The organism is Rhizobium sp. SYY.PMSO, from assembly GCF_046840415.1.
In the GTDB taxonomy this organism is placed as follows: Bacteria; Pseudomonadota; Alphaproteobacteria; order Rhizobiales; family Rhizobiaceae; genus Rhizobium.
Genome location: NZ_CP177350.1, coordinates 89,721 through 106,288, shown reverse-complemented (window position 1 = coordinate 106,288; position 16,568 = coordinate 89,721). Strand labels below are relative to the sequence as shown.

Sequence of the window (16,568 nt, the reverse complement as noted above, 5' to 3'; positions counted from 1 at the left end):
GAATGGCCCAGCTCGTGGAAGTCAGAAACCTGTATGTGGAGGCAAAAACAGACTCCGGTCGTGTCGTCGAGATCATCAAGGATGTTAGTTTCAATATCGCTCAAGGCGAGATTGTCGCGCTTATCGGCGAGAGTGGTTCAGGAAAGACGACCATAGCTCTGACGCTTATGGGCTATGCGCGAGAGGGATGCAGCATCTCTGGCGGCCAGGTTAAGGTTGATGGACGAGACATGGCTGCCGTCTCCGAACGAGAGCGTTCAGACGTTCGCGGCAACACGGTCGCCTATATCCCGCAAAGCGCGGCCTCAGCCTTCGACCCCGCCATGAAAATCATAGAGCAAGTGATCGAGGTCACCCGCATCCATCACCTGATGTCGCCCGTCGAAGCCAGGGAGAAGGCCGTCTCGCTGTTCAAGGCGCTGTCGCTGCCCGATCCGGACAGTATTGGCAACCGATATCCACACCAGGTTTCCGGCGGCCAGCTGCAGCGGCTTGCCGCCGCCATGGCGCTGATCTCGAATCCGAAACTCGTGATCTTCGACGAGCCGACGACGGCGCTCGACGTGACGACCCAGATCGAAGTGCTGCGCGCCTTCAAAGCCGTAATGAAAAAGAGTGGCATTGCCGGCGTCTACGTCTCCCACGATCTCGCGGTCGTCGCCCAGATCGCCGACCGCATCGTCGTCCTGCGCGAAGGCGAGGTGCAAGAAGTCGGCGCCACGACTGAGCTTCTGGCTAGCGCCAAACATCCCTATACCCGCGAACTCCTGTCAGCCTTCAAGCCGAAGCCGCGCGGCGAGAGCGTGGCCGCGGCGCTGGAAAGCCGGCCACTTCTGCAGGTGAACGGTCTGATCGCCGGTTACGGCCCTGTTCAAGCAGACGGCTTGCCGCTCGTCAAGGCGGTGCAGGAAGCAAGCCTCGTGCTGGAACGCGGCCGTAACCTCGGCATCATTGGTGAATCCGGCTGCGGAAAATCCACGCTCGCGCGCGCTATCGCCGGCATCCTGCCGGCCTCTGCCGGCAATCTAACCTTGGACGGGCACGAACTTGCCCGCTCTGCACGCCAGAGAAGCCGCGAACAGCTGCGCGAGCTGCAGATCGTTTTCCAACATGCGGACACTTCGCTCAATCCGGCCAAGTCGATCGAGGAAATTCTTGAGCGGCCGCTGAAATTCTATCACGGCATGAAGGTCAAGGCGCGCGACGCGCGGGTCGACGAGCTGCTGGACATGGTGCGCCTGCCGAAGGCGCTGCGCAGCCGCACGCCCGCCGAACTTTCGGGCGGCCAGAAACAGCGCGTCAATTTTGCCCGCGCACTTGCGGCTGAGCCGAAACTGATCGTCTGCGACGAAATCACCTCGGCACTCGATACCGTCGTGGCCGCCGCCGTCATCGATCTCCTGAAAGAGATGCAGCGCGAGCTTGCGCTCTCCTACATCTTCATCAGCCACGATCTGTCGGTCGTGGAAGCGATCTGTGACGAGATCGTGGTGATGTATAACGGCCGCAAGGTCGAGGAAATCACGCCGGCCATCTCGAACGTACCGCAGCATCCCTATTCGAAACTGCTGTTCTCGTCCGTACCGAAGCTCGATCCCAGCTGGCTCGACCGGCTGGAACGGGACCCGGAACTGGTAAAAACCTATGTGCAGGGCTGAGGCGGCATACGCCGTCTCACTTTAGCGGCGGTAGTGTGTTGTCCGTCAGACCAAGAACAGGCTGGTCAACGGCATATGCGCCTTGACGATCGGCGATTTCAAAACGACGAAACTGAAATATTTGTCGATGCCGATATCCATATCGGTCAGCCGTTCCATGATCGTCTGGTATTCGCCGATGCCGGCCGTGACGAATTTCAGCATGTAGTCGTACCCGCCCGAAACCAGGTGGCATTCGATCACCTGATCGACCCGTTCGACGGCTGCGAGAAACCGGGCAAAATCGATCTGCCGGTGGTTCTTCAGCGTCACCTCGGTGAAAACCGTCAGCGTCTGGCCAAGCTTGCCGATATTGATCTGCGCCGAATATCCTTCGATATATCCTTCCTGCTGCAGCTTCTTGACGCGCATCAGACAGGGGCTCGGGGATAGATTGACCAGTTCGGCCAGCTCGACGTTGGTGATGCGGCCGTTTTTCTGCAACTCGTAGAGAATCTTGATGTCGATACGATCGAGCTTCATCTGCTGGCACCTTCCAAAACACCCGGCCCAAGACACTCGGCGACTTGCAGCATTTTATGCCGCAAATTTTCAGGATTGACTCTAACACTCTGGCTTCTCTTGTCTATTTCATTCTGCGCAGAGGTCCTCGGCACAATAAGCTGGATACATGGCCATTGTCGGAATCTTGTGCTGCCCGGCCGGCATGTGCGGTCACCACGGCGCCGACCGCGCCCTTATGCTGATATATAGATCCGGTTGCGCCCCAGGAGATTGAACATCATGCCAGCACCGCTCACGCTCGTGGAAACCGATGGCGGATTGCCGCGCTCTACCGATGCGGTCGTGATCGGTGCCGGTATCGTCGGCGTGTTCGCGGCCTATTATCTGGCCAAACGGGGCCTGAAAGTGGTACTAATCGAAAAGGGTCGGGTCGGTGCCGAACAATCGAGCCGCAACTGGGGCTGGTGCCGTCAGCAGAACCGGGACGCGCGCGAGCTGCCGATGGCGACGAAAAGCCTCGATCTCTGGGATCGTTTTCGGGCCGAAAGCAGCGAGGATACGGGCTTTCGGCGCTGCGGTCTGCTTTACCTGAGCGACAGCGAGGAAGAACTGGACGGCTGGGCGCGCTGGCGCGATTTCGCCCGCACGGTCGGCGTCACCACCCATATGCTCGACAGTGCCGAGGCAAGTGCCCGCGGCAAGGCGACCGGCCGAACCTGGAAGGGCGGCGTCTTCTCGCCAACGGATGGCAGTGCGGACCCGGCCAATGCGGCGCCGGCCGTTGCGCGCGCGATCGTCAAGCTCGGCGGCGCGGTGATCCAGAACTGCGCGGCACGCGGCATCGAGATGGAAGGCGGCAGGCTTTCAGCGGTCGTCACCGAACACGGCACGATCAAAACCAGGATTGCGGTCCTCTCCGGCGGCGCCTGGGCCTCGTCCTTCTGCCGCCAGCTCGGCATCCGTTTCCCGCAGGCCTCGATCCGCTCCTCCATTCTCTCCGTCGGCCCCGGCGAAGGCGAGCTGCCGGACGCGCTTCACACCGCCCGTGTTTCGGTGACCCGCCGCGGCGATGGCGGCCATACGCTGGCGATCAGCGGCCGCGGCCGGGTGGACCTGACGCCCCAGAACATCCGTTTTGCCTGCCAGTTCCTGCCGATGTTCATGCGCCGCTGGCGCAGCCTCTCGCCGGGCGGTCTCGAAGGGTTCCACTGCGGTCACGAAACGCTCGCCCGCTGGCGGCTGGACCGGCCGACACCGATGGAACAGATGCGCATCCTCGATCCGGCCGTCGACGAGGGAACGATCAGGCTGGTGCACCAGCGCGCCGTCGAACTTCTGCCAGCAATCGGCACACGCCAGATCACCGCCCGTTGGGCCGGCTACATCGATTCCACGCCCGATGGCGTGCCAGCGATCGGCGAAGTGGCAAATGTGCCCGGCTTCATTCTCGCGGCCGGTTTCAGCGGCCATGGTTTCGGCATTGGGCCGGGCGCCGGTCACCTGATCGCCGATATCGTCACGTCTGCGGCCGAACCGATCGTCGATCCCGCGCCCTATCATCCGAAACGCTTCGAAAGCTCCTCCTGGGGCAAGGTCGCCGACTTCTGAAACGCAGTTCCGCGCGGTAGAGTGCCGGGGAGATCGCGACAGAGGCCAAGGGAATAGAAATGCAGGCACGCCAGCTCGAGATTTTTTGCATGCTGATGCGCACCGGAACGGTGACGGGTGCAGCGGCCATGCTCAACATATCGCAGCCGGCGCTGAGCCAAATACTGCTGCATGCCGAGGACCAGCTCGGCTTCAAGCTGTTCAACCGGGTGCGCGGCAAGCTGGTGCCGACCCGCGAGGCGGACGAGCTTTATCCGGAATGCGAACGGATATTTTCCGAACTGAGCGCCCTTCGCCGCCGCACGACCGACATGCGTTTCGGCCGAACCGGGCTGATCCGGGTCGCCGCCTCCGCACCGCCGGCCATGTCTATCGTGCCGAAGGCCCTGTTTGCATTCCGCGCCTCGCATCCCGATATCGTCGTGCGCTCGCTGATCGCGCCGCTCGTCAATGTCGTCGACATGATCCGAGACGGCGATGCGCCGCTCGGCATCGTCATGAACAATGCGGCCCGGCCGGGGATCGATGTCGAGACGCTCGGACATGCGGAACTCGTCTGCATCATTCCCGAGAACCACCGCCTTGCCGAACTGGAGCGGATCGGCTTTGCCGACCTGCAGAACGAAATGCTGATCTCCTATCGCGCAGGCACCCTGCCCGGCCGCCTGTTGGTAATTGCCGCCGCCGCCGAAAAGCACATCTTTAATCCGGCGATCGAGATCGACATTTCCATCACCGCGCTGCCCTTCGTGCGCGACGGTTTCGGCGTCGCCGTCGTCGATGGGCTCCTGCCCTGGGAACAGTTTCCGGGCCTCGTGCGGCGACCGTTGCAGCAAAGAATTTCCGTGCCGATCGCGCTTCTGACAAGCCGCGACCGGCCGCTGACGGGGAGCCATCTCGCCATGCGCGACAATCTTCGCGAGGCCTGCGCAGCGGTCCTGAAGGAGATCGAGACGGAGGCCTAGGCCTTCAGATCATGCGTCGCGCACCCAGGCGTCGATCGGCAAGGGTTTGACGGGCGCCTGTTCGCGCAGCCGTCCGGCATCACAGACCTCGATGCCGGCCTTGTCGGCGATCAGTTCAGCGCTGGCAATCTGGCAGAAACGCCCCTGGCAACGCCCCATGCCGACGCGCGCCAGCGATTTGACCCGGTTCGCCTCCGCCCCGCCATAAGAAACGCTCTCGCGCAACTGCCCCGCCGTCACGCCTTCGCAGCGACAGACGACGGTCTCGTCGGGAACGGTGCGCACAATATCGCGCGGCCAGGGAAAGGCCCGCGCCATGCCACGGGAAAAACGCTCGAGGCGATCGAGCCGGCGCAGGTCCGACGCCGCATCCGGTGCGGGCAGGCCCATATCGGCAAGGCAGGCGCTAGCGGCAAGACGGCCGGCCACTTCGGCTCCGTCGGCTCCGAGAATCCGCAAGCCGTCACCGGCGAGGTAAAGCCTTGTCGCCGCCCTGCCCATCCGGTCGGTGCACGGCAGCCATTGCGACCAGCTCTGATCATAGTCGAATATGCAACCAGCCAGACCCGCCAGCTGCGTTTCCGCCCGCAAATGCCAGCCGAGCCCGACCATATCGCATGCCGTGACCTGCGCCCTGCCCCGCGCGTCCTGCCAATGCATGGCGACGGGGCCAAGCTCATCGCTTGCGATACGATCGAGTTTTACGCCGGCATGATAAAGCCGCCCGAGCTTTGCCCGCATCAAGAGGCCGCGCAGAACAAGGCCAGGCCTAACCAGCATGCCCGGCAGGCCGGCCATCTGATCACGCAGCGAGGATGTATCGAGAATGGCGGTAATATCCGCGCCGGCCTTCAGCAATTGCGTTGCCACCAGCGTCAGCAGCGGGCCGGAACCGGCAAGAACGATCTTTTCGCCCAGCGCGACACCCTGTGCCTTCAGCGCAATCTGTGTCGCCCCGAGACTGTAGACGCCGGGCGCCTGCCAGCCGGGGATCGGCGCCAGACGGTCCATCGCCCCGGTCGCCAGGATAAGTCGATCATAGGTGAAATCCTTGCGACCGTCAGGCGTCAGCGCCTGCAGCAGAGTGCCGGCGGTCGCCAGAACGGCGCTTTGCGGGTAGTAGTCGATCTTTCCGGCAGCAATCATCCGGTCGAATACCGCATGCAACGCCACCGCCTTGTGGGCCTCGGATCCGTAAAGCTGTTTTGGCGATCGCGTAAAACCCTGCGGCGGGCGCCGGTAGATCTGACCACCGCCTTTCAGGCCTTCGTCGATGACGACAGGCTTGAGACCGGCCTTGACCAACAGCTCGGCGGCACGGATGCCGGCAGGGCCGGCGCCAACGATCACGACTTTTTCTACGCCGGGAGGTCTCATTGCCATCCCACCGGCGGAGCGGTTCGCAATTGCATGCCCTCGGCAATCAGGGTCGAACACGCACGCAGCCGGCCGCCATCTTCATACCAGAGCCAGCAATCCTGGCAGGCGCCCATCAGACAGAAGCCTGCCCGCTTTTCCGGACCGAATTCCGATTGCCTGACGGCAGGCACCGAGACCAGCACCGCGGTCAAAACAGTATCGCCTGCTAATGCGTGGCAATCGATGCCATCCAGCCTGAACCAGACCTGCGGCCTGTCCTTTTCCGCAAGGCGCACAATTCGCCCTGCTTGCCGGGCAGGCTGCGGGCTGGATGTCATTCGGAGGCTTCCTTGCGTGCCAGCGAAGGTTCCGGCATTTCCTTAAAACGCTCGCGAACATCGGCGAAGGCTGCGGCCACGCCTTCAGCTCCGATACGGCCCTTCATGCGGCGAAAGATTTCCGTCTTGGTAAAGAAGCGCCAATGGATGGGAAGACCGGCGAGAAGTTCGGTCAGCAGGTCATAGGCTGCCGGCGTCCATTGTGTCTCGTAACCATCCCGCTCCGGGCCGTAATGGAAATGCGCTTTCGGCAGGGCGCGGGCGGCCCTGACCTTTTCCGTTTCCGCCTCATCCACGACACCGTCACGGATGACGACACCATAGTCGCGCTCGGCAGCCTCTGCCGAGACGTAACCGCGGGCGACATCCTCCTCCACACGCCAGATCTCGCGCTCGATCGGGTTGCCACGGCCACCGCCGCCGGCCGAACGGATTTCCAGCACATCGCCGGGCTGCAGGATCGCCGTATCGATATTGCCGAGCCGCTTGAAATCGTCGCGGCCGGGGTTCAGCACCATGTCCGACAGGCCAGCGGCCCGGCCGCCAAGCGTGCCCCAGGGGCGGAAGAAACTGCGGTCGCGATTACGGGCGGTGATGCGGCTGCCGGGCGAAAAGACGCGAAAAGCCATTTCGGTGGCAAGCCCGCCGCGCCAGCGGCCGGCACCACCACTGTCCTTGGCGAGGCCGTATTTGACGAATTCGATCGGCACTTCCGTTTCGGTGATCTCGATCGGCGTGTTCTTGAGATAGGCCGCATCGGCGCCCGAACCATTCGTGCCGTCGCGATAAGGCATGCCGCCACCGCCGCCGACAACGGGATTGACCGCCGCGATAATGGTGCGGCCATTACGTTCGTCGGTCGTCATAACGTTGATGATGCAGTTATTGCCCGCGGGTGCTGCCGGCAGCTTTTCCGGCACAGCCTGATTGAAGGCACCGAAGATGACCGAGCGCAGTCGTGCGCAGGTGAGCGACCGCATGCCAACGGCAGCCGGCGCGATCGGGTTCAGCACGCTGCCTTTCGGCGTGATGCAGGTGAAGGGCCGGGTCAGGCCGGTATTCAACAGGATTTTCGGGTTCAGCGTGTAAAGGACATAATAAACGCCGACCAGAAGCATGGTGTGGCGCGGATCGCCGCCCGAGGGCACGTTGAGCGAAGAACCGAGCTGCGGATCCGAGCCGGTAAAATCGAGCAAAGCCTCGTCGCCGCGGATGGTCAGCGTCAGTTTCAGCCGGCAGGGATTGGCCTCGACGGAATCCTCGTCGGCATAATCGACGAATTCCCAAGTTCCGTCCGGCATGGAGCACAAGAGGTCGCGCGCCTGTGCTTCTGCGTGATCGAGCAGCACTTCGGTGCCTTCGAGAAACGCCTTCTTGCCGAATTTTTCGACCATGGCGAGGATCTTTCGCTCGCCGGTATTGAGCGCGCCGACCAGCGCCTTCATGTCGCCGATATTGAGATCGGGCTTGCGGACATTGGTCGTCATGATCTTCAGGATCTGCTCGTCAAAAACACCTTCGTTGACCAGCTTCATCGGCGGGAAACGAATGCCTTCCTGATGGATCTCCGTCAGCGCCCGAGACAGCGAGGCGGGCACGGCACCACCCATGTCGGTATTGTGGATATGGCCGCCCGTCCAGGCGATGATCTCGCCCTCGTAAAACACCGGCTTCCACAAATGCGTATCCGGCGCATGGGTGGCGACGAAGCAGGAATAGGGGTCGTTGGTGAAGGCGACGTCGCCCGGCTTGTAATCGTCGATCATCTCGATCGCGCGGGTATAGGTGAGGCCCGGATACCAGGTGGCGCCAAGCCCCATCGGCACGCCAAAGGTCTCGCCCTTCCGGTTGACCAGCATTACGGTAAAATCCTCCGTCTCCTTGACGAAAGCGGAATGGGCGGTGCGCTGCAGCGTATAGGCCATGTTTTCGGCAGCAGCGCGGGTGTGATTGGCGAACACCTGAAGGTTCAAGGGATCGAACATGGGCTGTTACTCCGAAAAGGCGAGATGCAGGTTCAGGTGGCTGTCGACTTCGACAAACGCGCCGCCGGGAATGGCAAAGGTCGTGTCTTCTTGGGCGACGACGGCCGGGCCGGCAAACCGGTTGCCGGGGCGAAGGCGCTCACGCGGATAGAGGCCGATCCACTCGAATTCCATGCCGGTAAAGACCGGGATCTCGCGCTCCGGTTCGACGCTCCCGCCACCCTCACGGGCGTCGGCCGGCAATTCCAGCGCCGGGCCGGCACCGATCGCTGAGAGGCGCAGGTTGACGATCTCGATCGCCCCGTCCAGATCGTGGAAATCGTAGAGCCTTGCATGCATGGCGTGGAAGGCTTCCTCGATCGCGCCGAGTTTTCCGTCGCCGATCCAGGCCGCCTGTATCGGCACTTCGATTTCAAAGCTCTGGCCGAGGTAACGCATGTCGGCGGAGACGTTCAGCGTTGCCGCGCCCGCATGTCCCTGTTTGGAAAGCCAGTTGCGGCTCTCGGTGGCAAGTTCGTCCAGTGCGGCGCGCAATTGCGGCACAGCCTCGTCGCAGAAGTGGGTGAAGACGGTACGGATGAAATCGCCGCGCAGATCGGCGACCAGACCGCCCAGCGCAGAGACGACGCCCGGCCGCGGCGGACCGATGACCTTTGCCATCTTGAATTCGCGGGCGAGAAAGGCGCCGAGCATCGGGCCGCCACCGCCAAACGGCATCAGCGTGAATTCGCGCAGATCGACGCCGGCACGCGAGGCGAGTTTTTCGACCTCGACGAACATTTCCGAAATGGCGATGTCGAGAATGGCCTGGGCCGCCTCTTCCGCCGTGCGGCCGATCTTGTCGGCAAGCCTGGTGACGGCAGCGCGGGCGAGCGCCACATCGATCTGCATCTGTCCATAGGCCATCTGGCTATGTCCGAGCCAGCCGCAGACGGCCATGGCGTCGGTGACGGTGGCATATGTTCCGCCACGGCCGTAACAGGCCGGTCCGGGCGTGGAGCCCGCCGATTCCGGCCCGACCCGCAGCACGCCCTGCGCATCGACGCTGGCAATCGAACCGCCGCCAATGCCGATCGAGCTCACCGAGACCGAGGGAATATGCAGCGGGAATTCGCCGATCAGTTCACCCGTGCCGAATTGCGGCTCGCCATCGATGATCAGCGCGAAATCGGCCGAAGTGCCGCCGATATCGAGGGTGAGAATATGTTTCTCTCCGGCCCGGCGGGCGAGCCAAGCAGCGCCGATGACGCCCGACGCGGTGCCCGAGAGCAGCATCTGCACGCAGGAGCGCTTGCCTTCATCGGCATTCATAACGCCGCCATTCGACTTGGTCAGCAGCGCCGGCGCGATGATGCCGCGAGACAAAAGCTTTTCTTCGAGCGCCGTCAGGTAACCGGAGACACGCGGATGGACATAACCATTGAGGATGGCGGTTGTCGTGCGCTCGTATTCGCGGATGACGGGCCAGACCTCGCAGGAGGTGAAAACGAAGAGATCGGGCGCGATCCGGGCGATCTCCTGCTTGACCGCCGCCTCATGGGCATCATTGCGCCAGGAATGCAGGAAGGAGATGATGATGCCGGCAGCACCGTTCGCCTTCGCCTTTTCGACCGCGGTTGCGACGACAGTCAGATCCGGTGCCAGGGCTTCGCTGCCATCGGCCCTCAGACGCGCCGGAATACCAAAAATCATGTCGCGGACAATAAGCTGGTCCGGCCGCGCGCAGAACAGCGAATAGACATCCGGCATTCTCAGACGCGCCAGCTCGATCATGTCCTCGAAACCCGCATTCGTCATCAGCGCCAGCGAGACACCGCGACGCTGGATGACTGTGTTGATGCCGACCGTCGTGCCATGCACGAAGCGGCTGACGGCGGAGGGTTGCAGCCCTTCGCGTTCGGCCAGAAGCGTCAGGCCGGTCATCAGCTCGGCGCCCGGATCATCAGGCGTCGTCAGAACCTTGAGCGAAGCGACACGACCCGAACGGGTTTCGAGCGCGCAGAAATCGATAAAAGTGCCGCCGATATCGACGCCGATCTTCCAGTCCTGCTGATCCTGGCCGGTTTTGCCACGCGAGGCCGCATTGTCCATATGTTAAAGTCCCTTCCTGCTCTGTGTCATGAAGTTGACATGGAAGCAGAAACCCGGTCCAAGAGCGAAACGACTGGATCCCATAAGTGGCGCTTATGCTTCGTTTATAGCGGTCCATAGGTGGGACTTATGGGCGGTCGAAATCCTCGACTTTGACACTCATGGCGCGGACCTGAATGTTAGGCCTCATGACAGATATCACGGAGGCAGCCCAATGGATGTGATCGTGCTGGGTGGCGGCCTGATGGGAAGCGCCTCGGCCTATTTTCTTGCCCGGCGCGGCATGAAGGTAACGCTGATCGAACGGAACCGCGTCGGCAGTGGCGCAACCGTTGCCTCTTTCGGCAATATCCGCCGCAGCGGCCGTTATCTGCCACAGCTTCCGCTCGCCCGGCGCTCTTTGGACATCTGGAACAAGGCTCATGAAATGCTGGGGCGGGATGTGGAATTCCGCGCGACCGGCCATGTCCGGCTGGTATTCACCGAAAAGGGACTGGAGGAAATGCGGACATTTTCCGCCGCCGCCCGGCCCTGGGGGCTCCACCTTGAAGAACTAACGCGAAAGGAGCTGCATGCCCGTTTTCCCCACCTCGGGCCAGACGCAATCGGCGCATCCTTTTCGCCGCAGGATGGCAGCGGTAATCCGCGGCTGATCGCACCGGCCTTTGCCGATGCGGCCAGCCGCAACGGCGCCAAGATAATCGAAGAGGTGGAAGTCAAGGCGATCCGCAAGAGCGCCTACGGTTTCGAGGTGGAAACCTCCGCAGGCATTCACACCGCCGCCAACCTGCTGAATACCGCCGGCGCCTGGGGCGCGCCGATCTCGGCGCAGTTCGGCGAACCTGTACCGATCCACGCCAGAGGTCCACAAATGGGCGTAACGGAACCACTGCCGCATCGCATTCTGCCCGTCGTCGGCGTCTGGGCGCATGATCATGGCGGCGGTTACCTGCGCCAGGTCGAGCGCGGCAATATCATCTTCGGCGGCGGGGCGGAACGAACCGAGGTTGCGCTCGATACCGGCCATGCCAAGGCGGACCCTGCTCGCCTTCCCGGCCAGTTGCGTTCTCTCCTGCCTATCCTGCCGACGCTGGCCAATGTCTCCGTCATCCGCACCTGGTCCGGTTGCGAAGGGTATATCGAGGACGGACTGCCGGTCATGAGCGCTTCGGCAACGACGTCAGGCCTTTTCCACGCCTTTGGTTTTTGCGGCCATGGGTTCCAGCTTGGCCCCGGTGTCGGCGACGTTATGGCCGAGTTGATCGCCACTGGAGCCACAGCTGTGCCAATCGATGATTTCACAGTCGAACGCTTCTCTCGGCCGTGAGTCTTTCCGTAATGCCAGAAAATACCGTCATCCTGCTCGGCCCGCGGCATCAGATTCTTGCCAATCCGTCTGCCTGACCGCCAATGCCAAAATTCGCAGCAGCCAAGCGGATGGCAATCGGCTGACTGACAAGACTTTGCGGCATGCGCGAAGGCTCGATCCTGGCTGAATGAGGTTGGTCAAAGTGGCGACAGCCTTTGCCGCTTGCTCCCGTGCCAACTTTTGCCGTCAGCGAGGCTTGCGCCAAAGGTTTTGCCGAAGCAAACCGCCCCTCAGCTCGCGCCCAGGCGCTTGCACAGGTCCGCGTTTTCGGCGCGCAGCTTCTCGGCAAGCTGCTTGCACAGCGTCTGGACTGAGGCCAAAGGATTTGCCCACGATGACTGTCTGCAGATGGCGCGTGACAATCCAGATCTTTATCTGATCAAGATGGCAAAGAGCCAGCGCAACGGCCTTATTTTCCTGGACTACCTGCGCAATGACCGGATGGCGACGGCCGTGGCGCCTCTGTCGCTGCGCGCCCGACTTGGGGCGACCGTATCGATGCTACTCACCTGGAGCCAGATGAAGACGAACCTTGATCCGAAGCGCTTCACAATTCGCACCGTGCCGGCCCTGCTTGCCAAGACAAACGCCTGGCAGGACTATTGCGACGGCCAGCGATCGCTCGAACAGGTGATCAAGCGGCTGGGCAAAATGATGAAAGCGGCTGCATGGCGTTCAACCGAACCTGTAACCAGCCCAGCGACATTGACCGTATCATCCGCCTTCGCCGCATGCGTGGGCTGGCGCGCCTCATGGACACGGCGTTACGCATTCCCGGAACACGCTTTTCGTTCGGAGCAGATTCAATCATCGGCTTGGTCCCGGGCGTCGGCGACTTCGCCGGCGCGGCCATCAGCCTCTACATCGTCAATGAAGCGCGAAAAATGGGCGTGCCGAACGACAAGCTATTGAAGATGCTTGCCAATATTGGCTTCGATGCCGTGGCAGGCAGCATGCCGCTGGTCGGCGACCTGTTCGACGTCTATTTCAAGTCGAACCGCCGCAATCTCGAGCTCGTGCTGGATCATTTTGGGCTCAATCATGCGGACCTCGATCGTTCGCGGTCCTGACGTTTCTACGGCCGATCAGGCACCGTAACGCCGATCCAGTTCCTTGAGCCCAGACTGAACCTCATCGATAGAGACCGGCTCAGGCGTTCCCGGGAGCAGTCGCAGCGCCGGCTGCGATTCAACGGCGTAGAAGTCGGACGCCCAGGCAGCGAGGATCGTGCGCTTGTCATCGACGGACAACGCTCGGGCTTTGAGGACATCGCGTGGCCGTTCAAGTTGAACCCCCTGAAGCAAAACCGAGGGGCCAATCGCCATCGCATCGCTGGCAGTCTGCTGCACCATATCGTGTAACATCGCAACCTCACCGAACGTGTGGATCTTTGTCTCGGCTACGCCGCGATGCGACGATCATGTCGGTATCAGGCGCCAGCAGATCATTCCTATCGGCGAAGGCGGCAAACAGGCCGCGTGCGGTTTCGGCTTCGATCTCGCCACGCATCGCCGCACCGCATGCCTTCAGCGCAATAGAATGCGCGGTGTCCCTGAGCGATGCCGGCCATTCACAAAGGTGCCGATAGGCGTCCGTGACGCTGCGGACCTTTGCCGGGAAGCCGAAGCCGACGAGGATGCACACGGGTTCTCTAAACATATCGGGTTTCATGACACTCTCCTTTCAGCCCCGAATGTCGACGGGCGCCGTCACCACGGCGCCCTTTTCTCCTCAGTTCTGATCAAGCAGCCTTCTGCGCTTCGATTTGCGCTGTCGCCGCCGGCCGCTCCAGGTTCGATGCCTGGATGTCGATCTTCCTCGGCTTAAGGGCCTCCGGGATCTCACGGATGAGATCGATCGAGAGGAGACCGTTCTTCAGATCAGCACCGTTCACCCTGACATGGTCGGCGAGTTCGAACCGATGCTCGAACGGCCGGCCGGCGATACCGCGATGCAGGTAGCCTTCGGAAGGGGCTTCCTGCTTCTTGCCGGTGACGGTCAGAAGGTTGGACTGGAAGGTGATGTCGAGATCATCCTGCGCGAAGCCCGCTACGGCGATCGAGATCCGGTAGCTGTCATCGCCGGTCTTGACGATGTCATAGGGCGGCCAGTCGCTGATCGAGCGGGCGCGCTGGGCGTTTTCGAGAAGATTGAAAACCCGGTCGAAGCCGACGGTCGAACGGAAAGCGGTGCATAGTCGTAAGATGTTGCCATAGCCATATCCTCCTTGAAGCAACATGGGTATGGAAGCGCCGAAAGCGACGCTCCCAGCAAGGCCAGCCCTGGTTTCAGCGGCTGACGGCAAACGATTTGGTTTTTCGGATTTTTGGATTCAAGAGGTTCGCAGAAAAATCTGTCAGATTCTTTCTCTTCAGTTTTATGTTATGCTGCGCCGCAGCGGAACAACTGTCGGCTCCGCAAATTCTGGCATTCATAATCCCTCCCATGCGAAGAGGTGACGATGATTTCCACTGAACCGGCTTACGTCATCAGGCAAGAAGACAACGGGACGTTCAGTGTTGTCGATAGCAAAACCGGCCGCGTCGCGGTTATTGGTGGCTGCGTCCTCGGCAAGCTCGATGCGGCCATGGCAGCTGGCCTTGCTGAGGACCTGAACGGGCCGAAAACATATAACGAGAAAGCGGGATCGTCGGAGCACCCCTGAAGGGGATGCCAGATCAGGACTCGTTGGCCAATTCCAAAACCGCGGCATTGTCCTGGATCTCACGCAAGCCCTTGTAGGAGGCGTGCCGAAGATTGCCATCGTCGGTCCAGCTGCGAAACTCGATCTCGGCGATCAGCGTCGGCTGCGCGAAGACGTAGTTCTTGCCCTTGAGCGGTACGGCCGGCGTCCTGGTCTTCAGCTTGTCGAGCGTATTCTTCAGATAGGTCGCATCCTTCTCCTTGAAGCCGGTCCCGACGGCGCCAACATAGACCCAGTCGTGACCGCGGCGGGCAGCGAGCAGCAGGCTGCCGATCCCGCCACGGGCAGCGGCCGACGGCTCGTATCCGACGATCATGAAGCTTTCGCTCTGCACGCATTTGATCTTCAACCAGTCGCCGGTTCGGCCGGAGCGATAGGGACTGTCACAGTGCTTTGCGATGATCCCTTCCAGGCCAAGTGAGCGGGCGTTTGTTGATTTCCACTGATGGGTTGGATGCCCCTCCCACCGGCATCGCCATGTGCCAAGATGGTGATGCGTAAAGTCACCAACAAAGGAGGAGGCATTTATGGAGGAAGTTAGTATCGTCGGCGTCGACCTTGCAAAGCAGGTTTTTCAAGTACACGGCGCGACTTCCGATGGCCGGGTTTTGTTTCGTAAGAAACTTTCGCGGTCGCAATTTCCGAGATTTATGGCCGGACTTCGGCCGTGTGTTGTTGCGATGGAGGCGTGTGGCACGGCGCATTATTGGGGCCGAGAGTTTGCAAGCATGGGGCATGACGTTCGGCTCATTCCCCCAGTCTACGTGAAGGCCTTTGTCAAAAGGCAAAAGAATGATGGTGCTGACGCCGAGGCTGTAGCGGAGGCTGCAATGCGACCGACGATGCGGACCGTCGCTGTAAAGACGTCTGAGCAGCAAGCTCGTGCAATGTTATTCCGGACCCGCGATCTTCTCGTCGGTCAGAGAACGCAAATGGTGAACGCCCTACGAGGCCATCTGGCAGAGCACGGTATCATCGTGGGCAAAGGGTTAGGCAACGCGGAGCGACTCGCGACGCTCATCGCGTCGGACGATCTACCTGAGTTGGTACGGACCATGGGACGTCTCTATCTCAGTCAGATCACTCAGTTGCACGAAGAGATTGATCAGATCGATCGTCGTATCGCGGCGGAGGCGAAACAAAGCGATATCGGCCCCGCCGCTACAATCTCTCAGCCATCTCATATCACCATGCAAGGGATGACGCATTCTGCCTGTGGGCTGACTACACGGCGGAAATGGTGGCTTGAAATGCCGCCGCCTCGTCAACACGAGACAAAAGACAAACAACTTGGCAATGCCAGCCCGAAGCCTGGCTCGAATCGATCGACTTTCGCGACCGCCGCGCCGGGCTGGCGGTGATCGCCGCGCAGTTCGACGGATGGGCGTCGAGGCTGCAGGGAAACTTGCACGTCCGGTTCGGAGAGGGGGATGAAGAAACCTGCGCCGGAAACGGGGCAAGGCGCTTCATCCCTACTCTACCGGCGACCCGACCGGCATGAGTGACCAGGCCGGCGCAGCCGGCCGGAACGCTACGGCGCGCCACCAACTGCGCCGGGTCGGCGTACGGCGGCTCCGGGATGTGATGAAATTGGCCGGTGTACGGATACCGGCGGCCCTCCGTACGACGATGAACCCTCTCACCGCCTGCCATGCCCAATGTCAAATATTGACATTGGGCCTTCGATCCATGAGAATTCGGGGCAATTGAACCAACCAGGAGGGCGCGGCCATGACCAGCAGTCTGCATGTGAGTTTGCCCGATGAAATGCGCGCCTTCGTCGATAGGCGCGCGAACGGGAAGAACCAGTACACGACGCCGAGCGAATATGTGCGCGCGCTGATCCGCGAGGACATGGCGCGCGAAGAGGACCGGCTCTATGCGGTTCGCTCCCTGCTGCGGGCCGAGCAGGAATTCCGGCGCGGGGACATACTTCCCCTCTCCGCGCTGGATGAAATCGACGCGGAACTCGATAAAGAACTGTGAA

Annotated in this window: 17 protein-coding genes and 3 pseudogenes; 11 read left to right on the top strand and 9 right to left on the bottom strand. The window is 61.5% G+C overall.

Features of this window, described 5'->3' with window-relative positions:
- Positions 1-2 precede the first annotated feature (2 nt).
- Positions 3-1,658 (top strand): ABC transporter ATP-binding protein, encoded by a 1,656-nt coding sequence (locus ACJJVH_RS18780; RefSeq protein ID WP_412065709.1) that lies wholly within the window; start codon positions 3-5, stop codon positions 1,656-1,658.
- A gap of 45 nt (positions 1,659-1,703) precedes the next feature.
- Here the strand turns inward: ACJJVH_RS18780 and ACJJVH_RS18775 are convergent, their stop codons facing one another.
- Positions 1,704-2,180 (bottom strand): Lrp/AsnC family transcriptional regulator, encoded by a 477-nt coding sequence (locus ACJJVH_RS18775; protein WP_105372329.1) that lies wholly within the window; start codon positions 2,178-2,180, stop codon positions 1,704-1,706.
- A gap of 261 nt (positions 2,181-2,441) precedes the next feature.
- Between ACJJVH_RS18775 and ACJJVH_RS18770 the strand changes: the two genes are divergently transcribed.
- Positions 2,442-3,770: an NAD(P)/FAD-dependent oxidoreductase gene (locus ACJJVH_RS18770; RefSeq protein ID WP_412065708.1), complete on the top strand. Its 1,329-nt coding sequence runs from the start codon at positions 2,442-2,444 to the stop codon at positions 3,768-3,770.
- A 59-nt stretch (positions 3,771-3,829) separates the two neighbouring features.
- Positions 3,830-4,735, top strand: a complete 906-nt coding sequence (locus tag ACJJVH_RS18765; RefSeq protein ID WP_412065707.1) for a LysR family transcriptional regulator — start codon at positions 3,830-3,832, stop codon at positions 4,733-4,735.
- A gap of 9 nt (positions 4,736-4,744) precedes the next feature.
- On the opposite strand, the gene ACJJVH_RS18760 is transcribed toward ACJJVH_RS18765, so the two are convergent.
- The 4 genes from ACJJVH_RS18760 to ACJJVH_RS18745 are packed head-to-tail and all read right to left on the bottom strand — an operon-like array spanning position 4,745 to position 10,508.
- Complete coding sequence (locus tag ACJJVH_RS18760) at positions 4,745-6,112, bottom strand: FAD-dependent oxidoreductase (RefSeq protein ID WP_412065706.1); 1,368 nt, start codon at positions 6,110-6,112, stop codon at positions 4,745-4,747.
- On the bottom strand, positions 6,109-6,432 hold the full coding sequence (locus ACJJVH_RS18755; protein WP_412065705.1) for a (2Fe-2S)-binding protein: 324 nt from the start codon (positions 6,430-6,432) through the stop codon (positions 6,109-6,111). Before ACJJVH_RS18755 ends, ACJJVH_RS18760 begins: the two co-directional genes overlap by 4 nt.
- Complete coding sequence (locus ACJJVH_RS18750; RefSeq protein WP_412065704.1) at positions 6,429-8,417, bottom strand: hydantoinase B/oxoprolinase family protein; 1,989 nt, start codon at positions 8,415-8,417, stop codon at positions 6,429-6,431. Before ACJJVH_RS18750 ends, ACJJVH_RS18755 begins: the two co-directional genes overlap by 4 nt.
- Before the next feature lie 6 nt (positions 8,418-8,423).
- Positions 8,424-10,508 (bottom strand): hydantoinase/oxoprolinase family protein, encoded by a 2,085-nt coding sequence (locus tag ACJJVH_RS18745; RefSeq protein ID WP_412065703.1) that lies wholly within the window; start codon positions 10,506-10,508, stop codon positions 8,424-8,426.
- 214 nt (positions 10,509-10,722) lie between these two features.
- Between ACJJVH_RS18745 and ACJJVH_RS18740 the strand changes: the two genes are divergently transcribed.
- The 4 genes and pseudogenes from ACJJVH_RS18740 to ACJJVH_RS18725 all read left to right on the top strand — a co-directional run bounded on the left by ACJJVH_RS18740 (position 10,723) and on the right by ACJJVH_RS18725 (position 12,947).
- Positions 10,723-11,835 (top strand): NAD(P)/FAD-dependent oxidoreductase, encoded by a 1,113-nt coding sequence (locus ACJJVH_RS18740; RefSeq protein WP_412065702.1) that lies wholly within the window; start codon positions 10,723-10,725, stop codon positions 11,833-11,835.
- 212 nt (positions 11,836-12,047) lie between these two features.
- Positions 12,048-12,191: a hypothetical protein gene (locus tag ACJJVH_RS18735; protein ID WP_412066251.1), complete on the top strand. Its 144-nt coding sequence runs from the start codon at positions 12,048-12,050 to the stop codon at positions 12,189-12,191.
- Positions 12,184-12,543, top strand: a pseudogene (locus tag ACJJVH_RS18730) (ATP-dependent DNA ligase); the annotation flags it as partial. The gene ACJJVH_RS18735 and the pseudogene ACJJVH_RS18730, both read left to right, overlap by 8 nt.
- Positions 12,544-12,545: 2 nt before the next feature.
- Positions 12,546-12,947, top strand: a complete 402-nt coding sequence (locus ACJJVH_RS18725) for a DUF4112 domain-containing protein (RefSeq protein ID WP_412065701.1) — start codon at positions 12,546-12,548, stop codon at positions 12,945-12,947.
- Positions 12,948-12,962: 15 nt separating this feature from the next.
- Here ACJJVH_RS18725 and ACJJVH_RS18720 read toward each other — a convergent pair whose 3' ends face one another.
- The 3 genes and pseudogenes from ACJJVH_RS18720 to ACJJVH_RS18710 all read right to left on the bottom strand — a co-directional run bounded on the left by ACJJVH_RS18720 (position 12,963) and on the right by ACJJVH_RS18710 (position 14,091).
- Positions 12,963-13,241 (bottom strand): hypothetical protein, encoded by a 279-nt coding sequence (locus ACJJVH_RS18720; protein WP_412065700.1) that lies wholly within the window; start codon positions 13,239-13,241, stop codon positions 12,963-12,965.
- Between the two features lie 7 nt (positions 13,242-13,248).
- Positions 13,249-13,548: a DUF982 domain-containing protein gene (locus ACJJVH_RS18715; protein ID WP_412065699.1), complete on the bottom strand. Its 300-nt coding sequence runs from the start codon at positions 13,546-13,548 to the stop codon at positions 13,249-13,251.
- 70 nt (positions 13,549-13,618) lie between these two features.
- A pseudogene (locus ACJJVH_RS18710) lies at positions 13,619-14,091 on the bottom strand (Hsp20 family protein).
- 23 nt (positions 14,092-14,114) lie between these two features.
- Between ACJJVH_RS18710 and ACJJVH_RS18705 the strand changes: the two are divergent.
- Together ACJJVH_RS18705 and ACJJVH_RS18700 are read left to right on the top strand one after the other, a co-directional pair.
- The gene (locus ACJJVH_RS18705) at positions 14,115-14,336 is read left to right on the top strand and encodes a hypothetical protein (protein ID WP_412065698.1); all 222 of its coding nucleotides are present in this window, start codon (positions 14,115-14,117) and stop codon (positions 14,334-14,336) included.
- Positions 14,337-14,338: 2 nt separating this feature from the next.
- Positions 14,339-14,542, top strand: coding sequence for a hypothetical protein (locus ACJJVH_RS18700; protein WP_412065697.1), 204 nt, complete (start codon positions 14,339-14,341; stop codon positions 14,540-14,542).
- Positions 14,543-14,555: 13 nt separating this feature from the next.
- Here the strand turns inward: ACJJVH_RS18700 and ACJJVH_RS18695 are convergent.
- Positions 14,556-15,008 (bottom strand): annotated as a pseudogene (locus ACJJVH_RS18695) (ATP-dependent DNA ligase); the annotation flags it as partial.
- A 100-nt stretch (positions 15,009-15,108) separates the two neighbouring features.
- On the opposite strand from ACJJVH_RS18695, the gene ACJJVH_RS18690 reads away from it, so the two are divergent.
- Together ACJJVH_RS18690 and ACJJVH_RS18685 are read left to right on the top strand one after the other, a co-directional pair.
- Positions 15,109-15,942 carry an IS110 family transposase gene (locus ACJJVH_RS18690; protein ID WP_412065696.1) on the top strand — a complete coding sequence of 278 codons (834 nt, stop codon included), beginning with the start codon at positions 15,109-15,111 and terminating at the stop codon, positions 15,940-15,942.
- Positions 15,943-16,312: 370 nt separating this feature from the next.
- Entirely contained in the window at positions 16,313-16,567 is a 255-nt protein-coding gene (locus ACJJVH_RS18685) for a CopG family transcriptional regulator (RefSeq protein WP_112804196.1), read from the top strand.
- The last annotated feature ends 1 nt before the right edge of the window (position 16,568 follow it).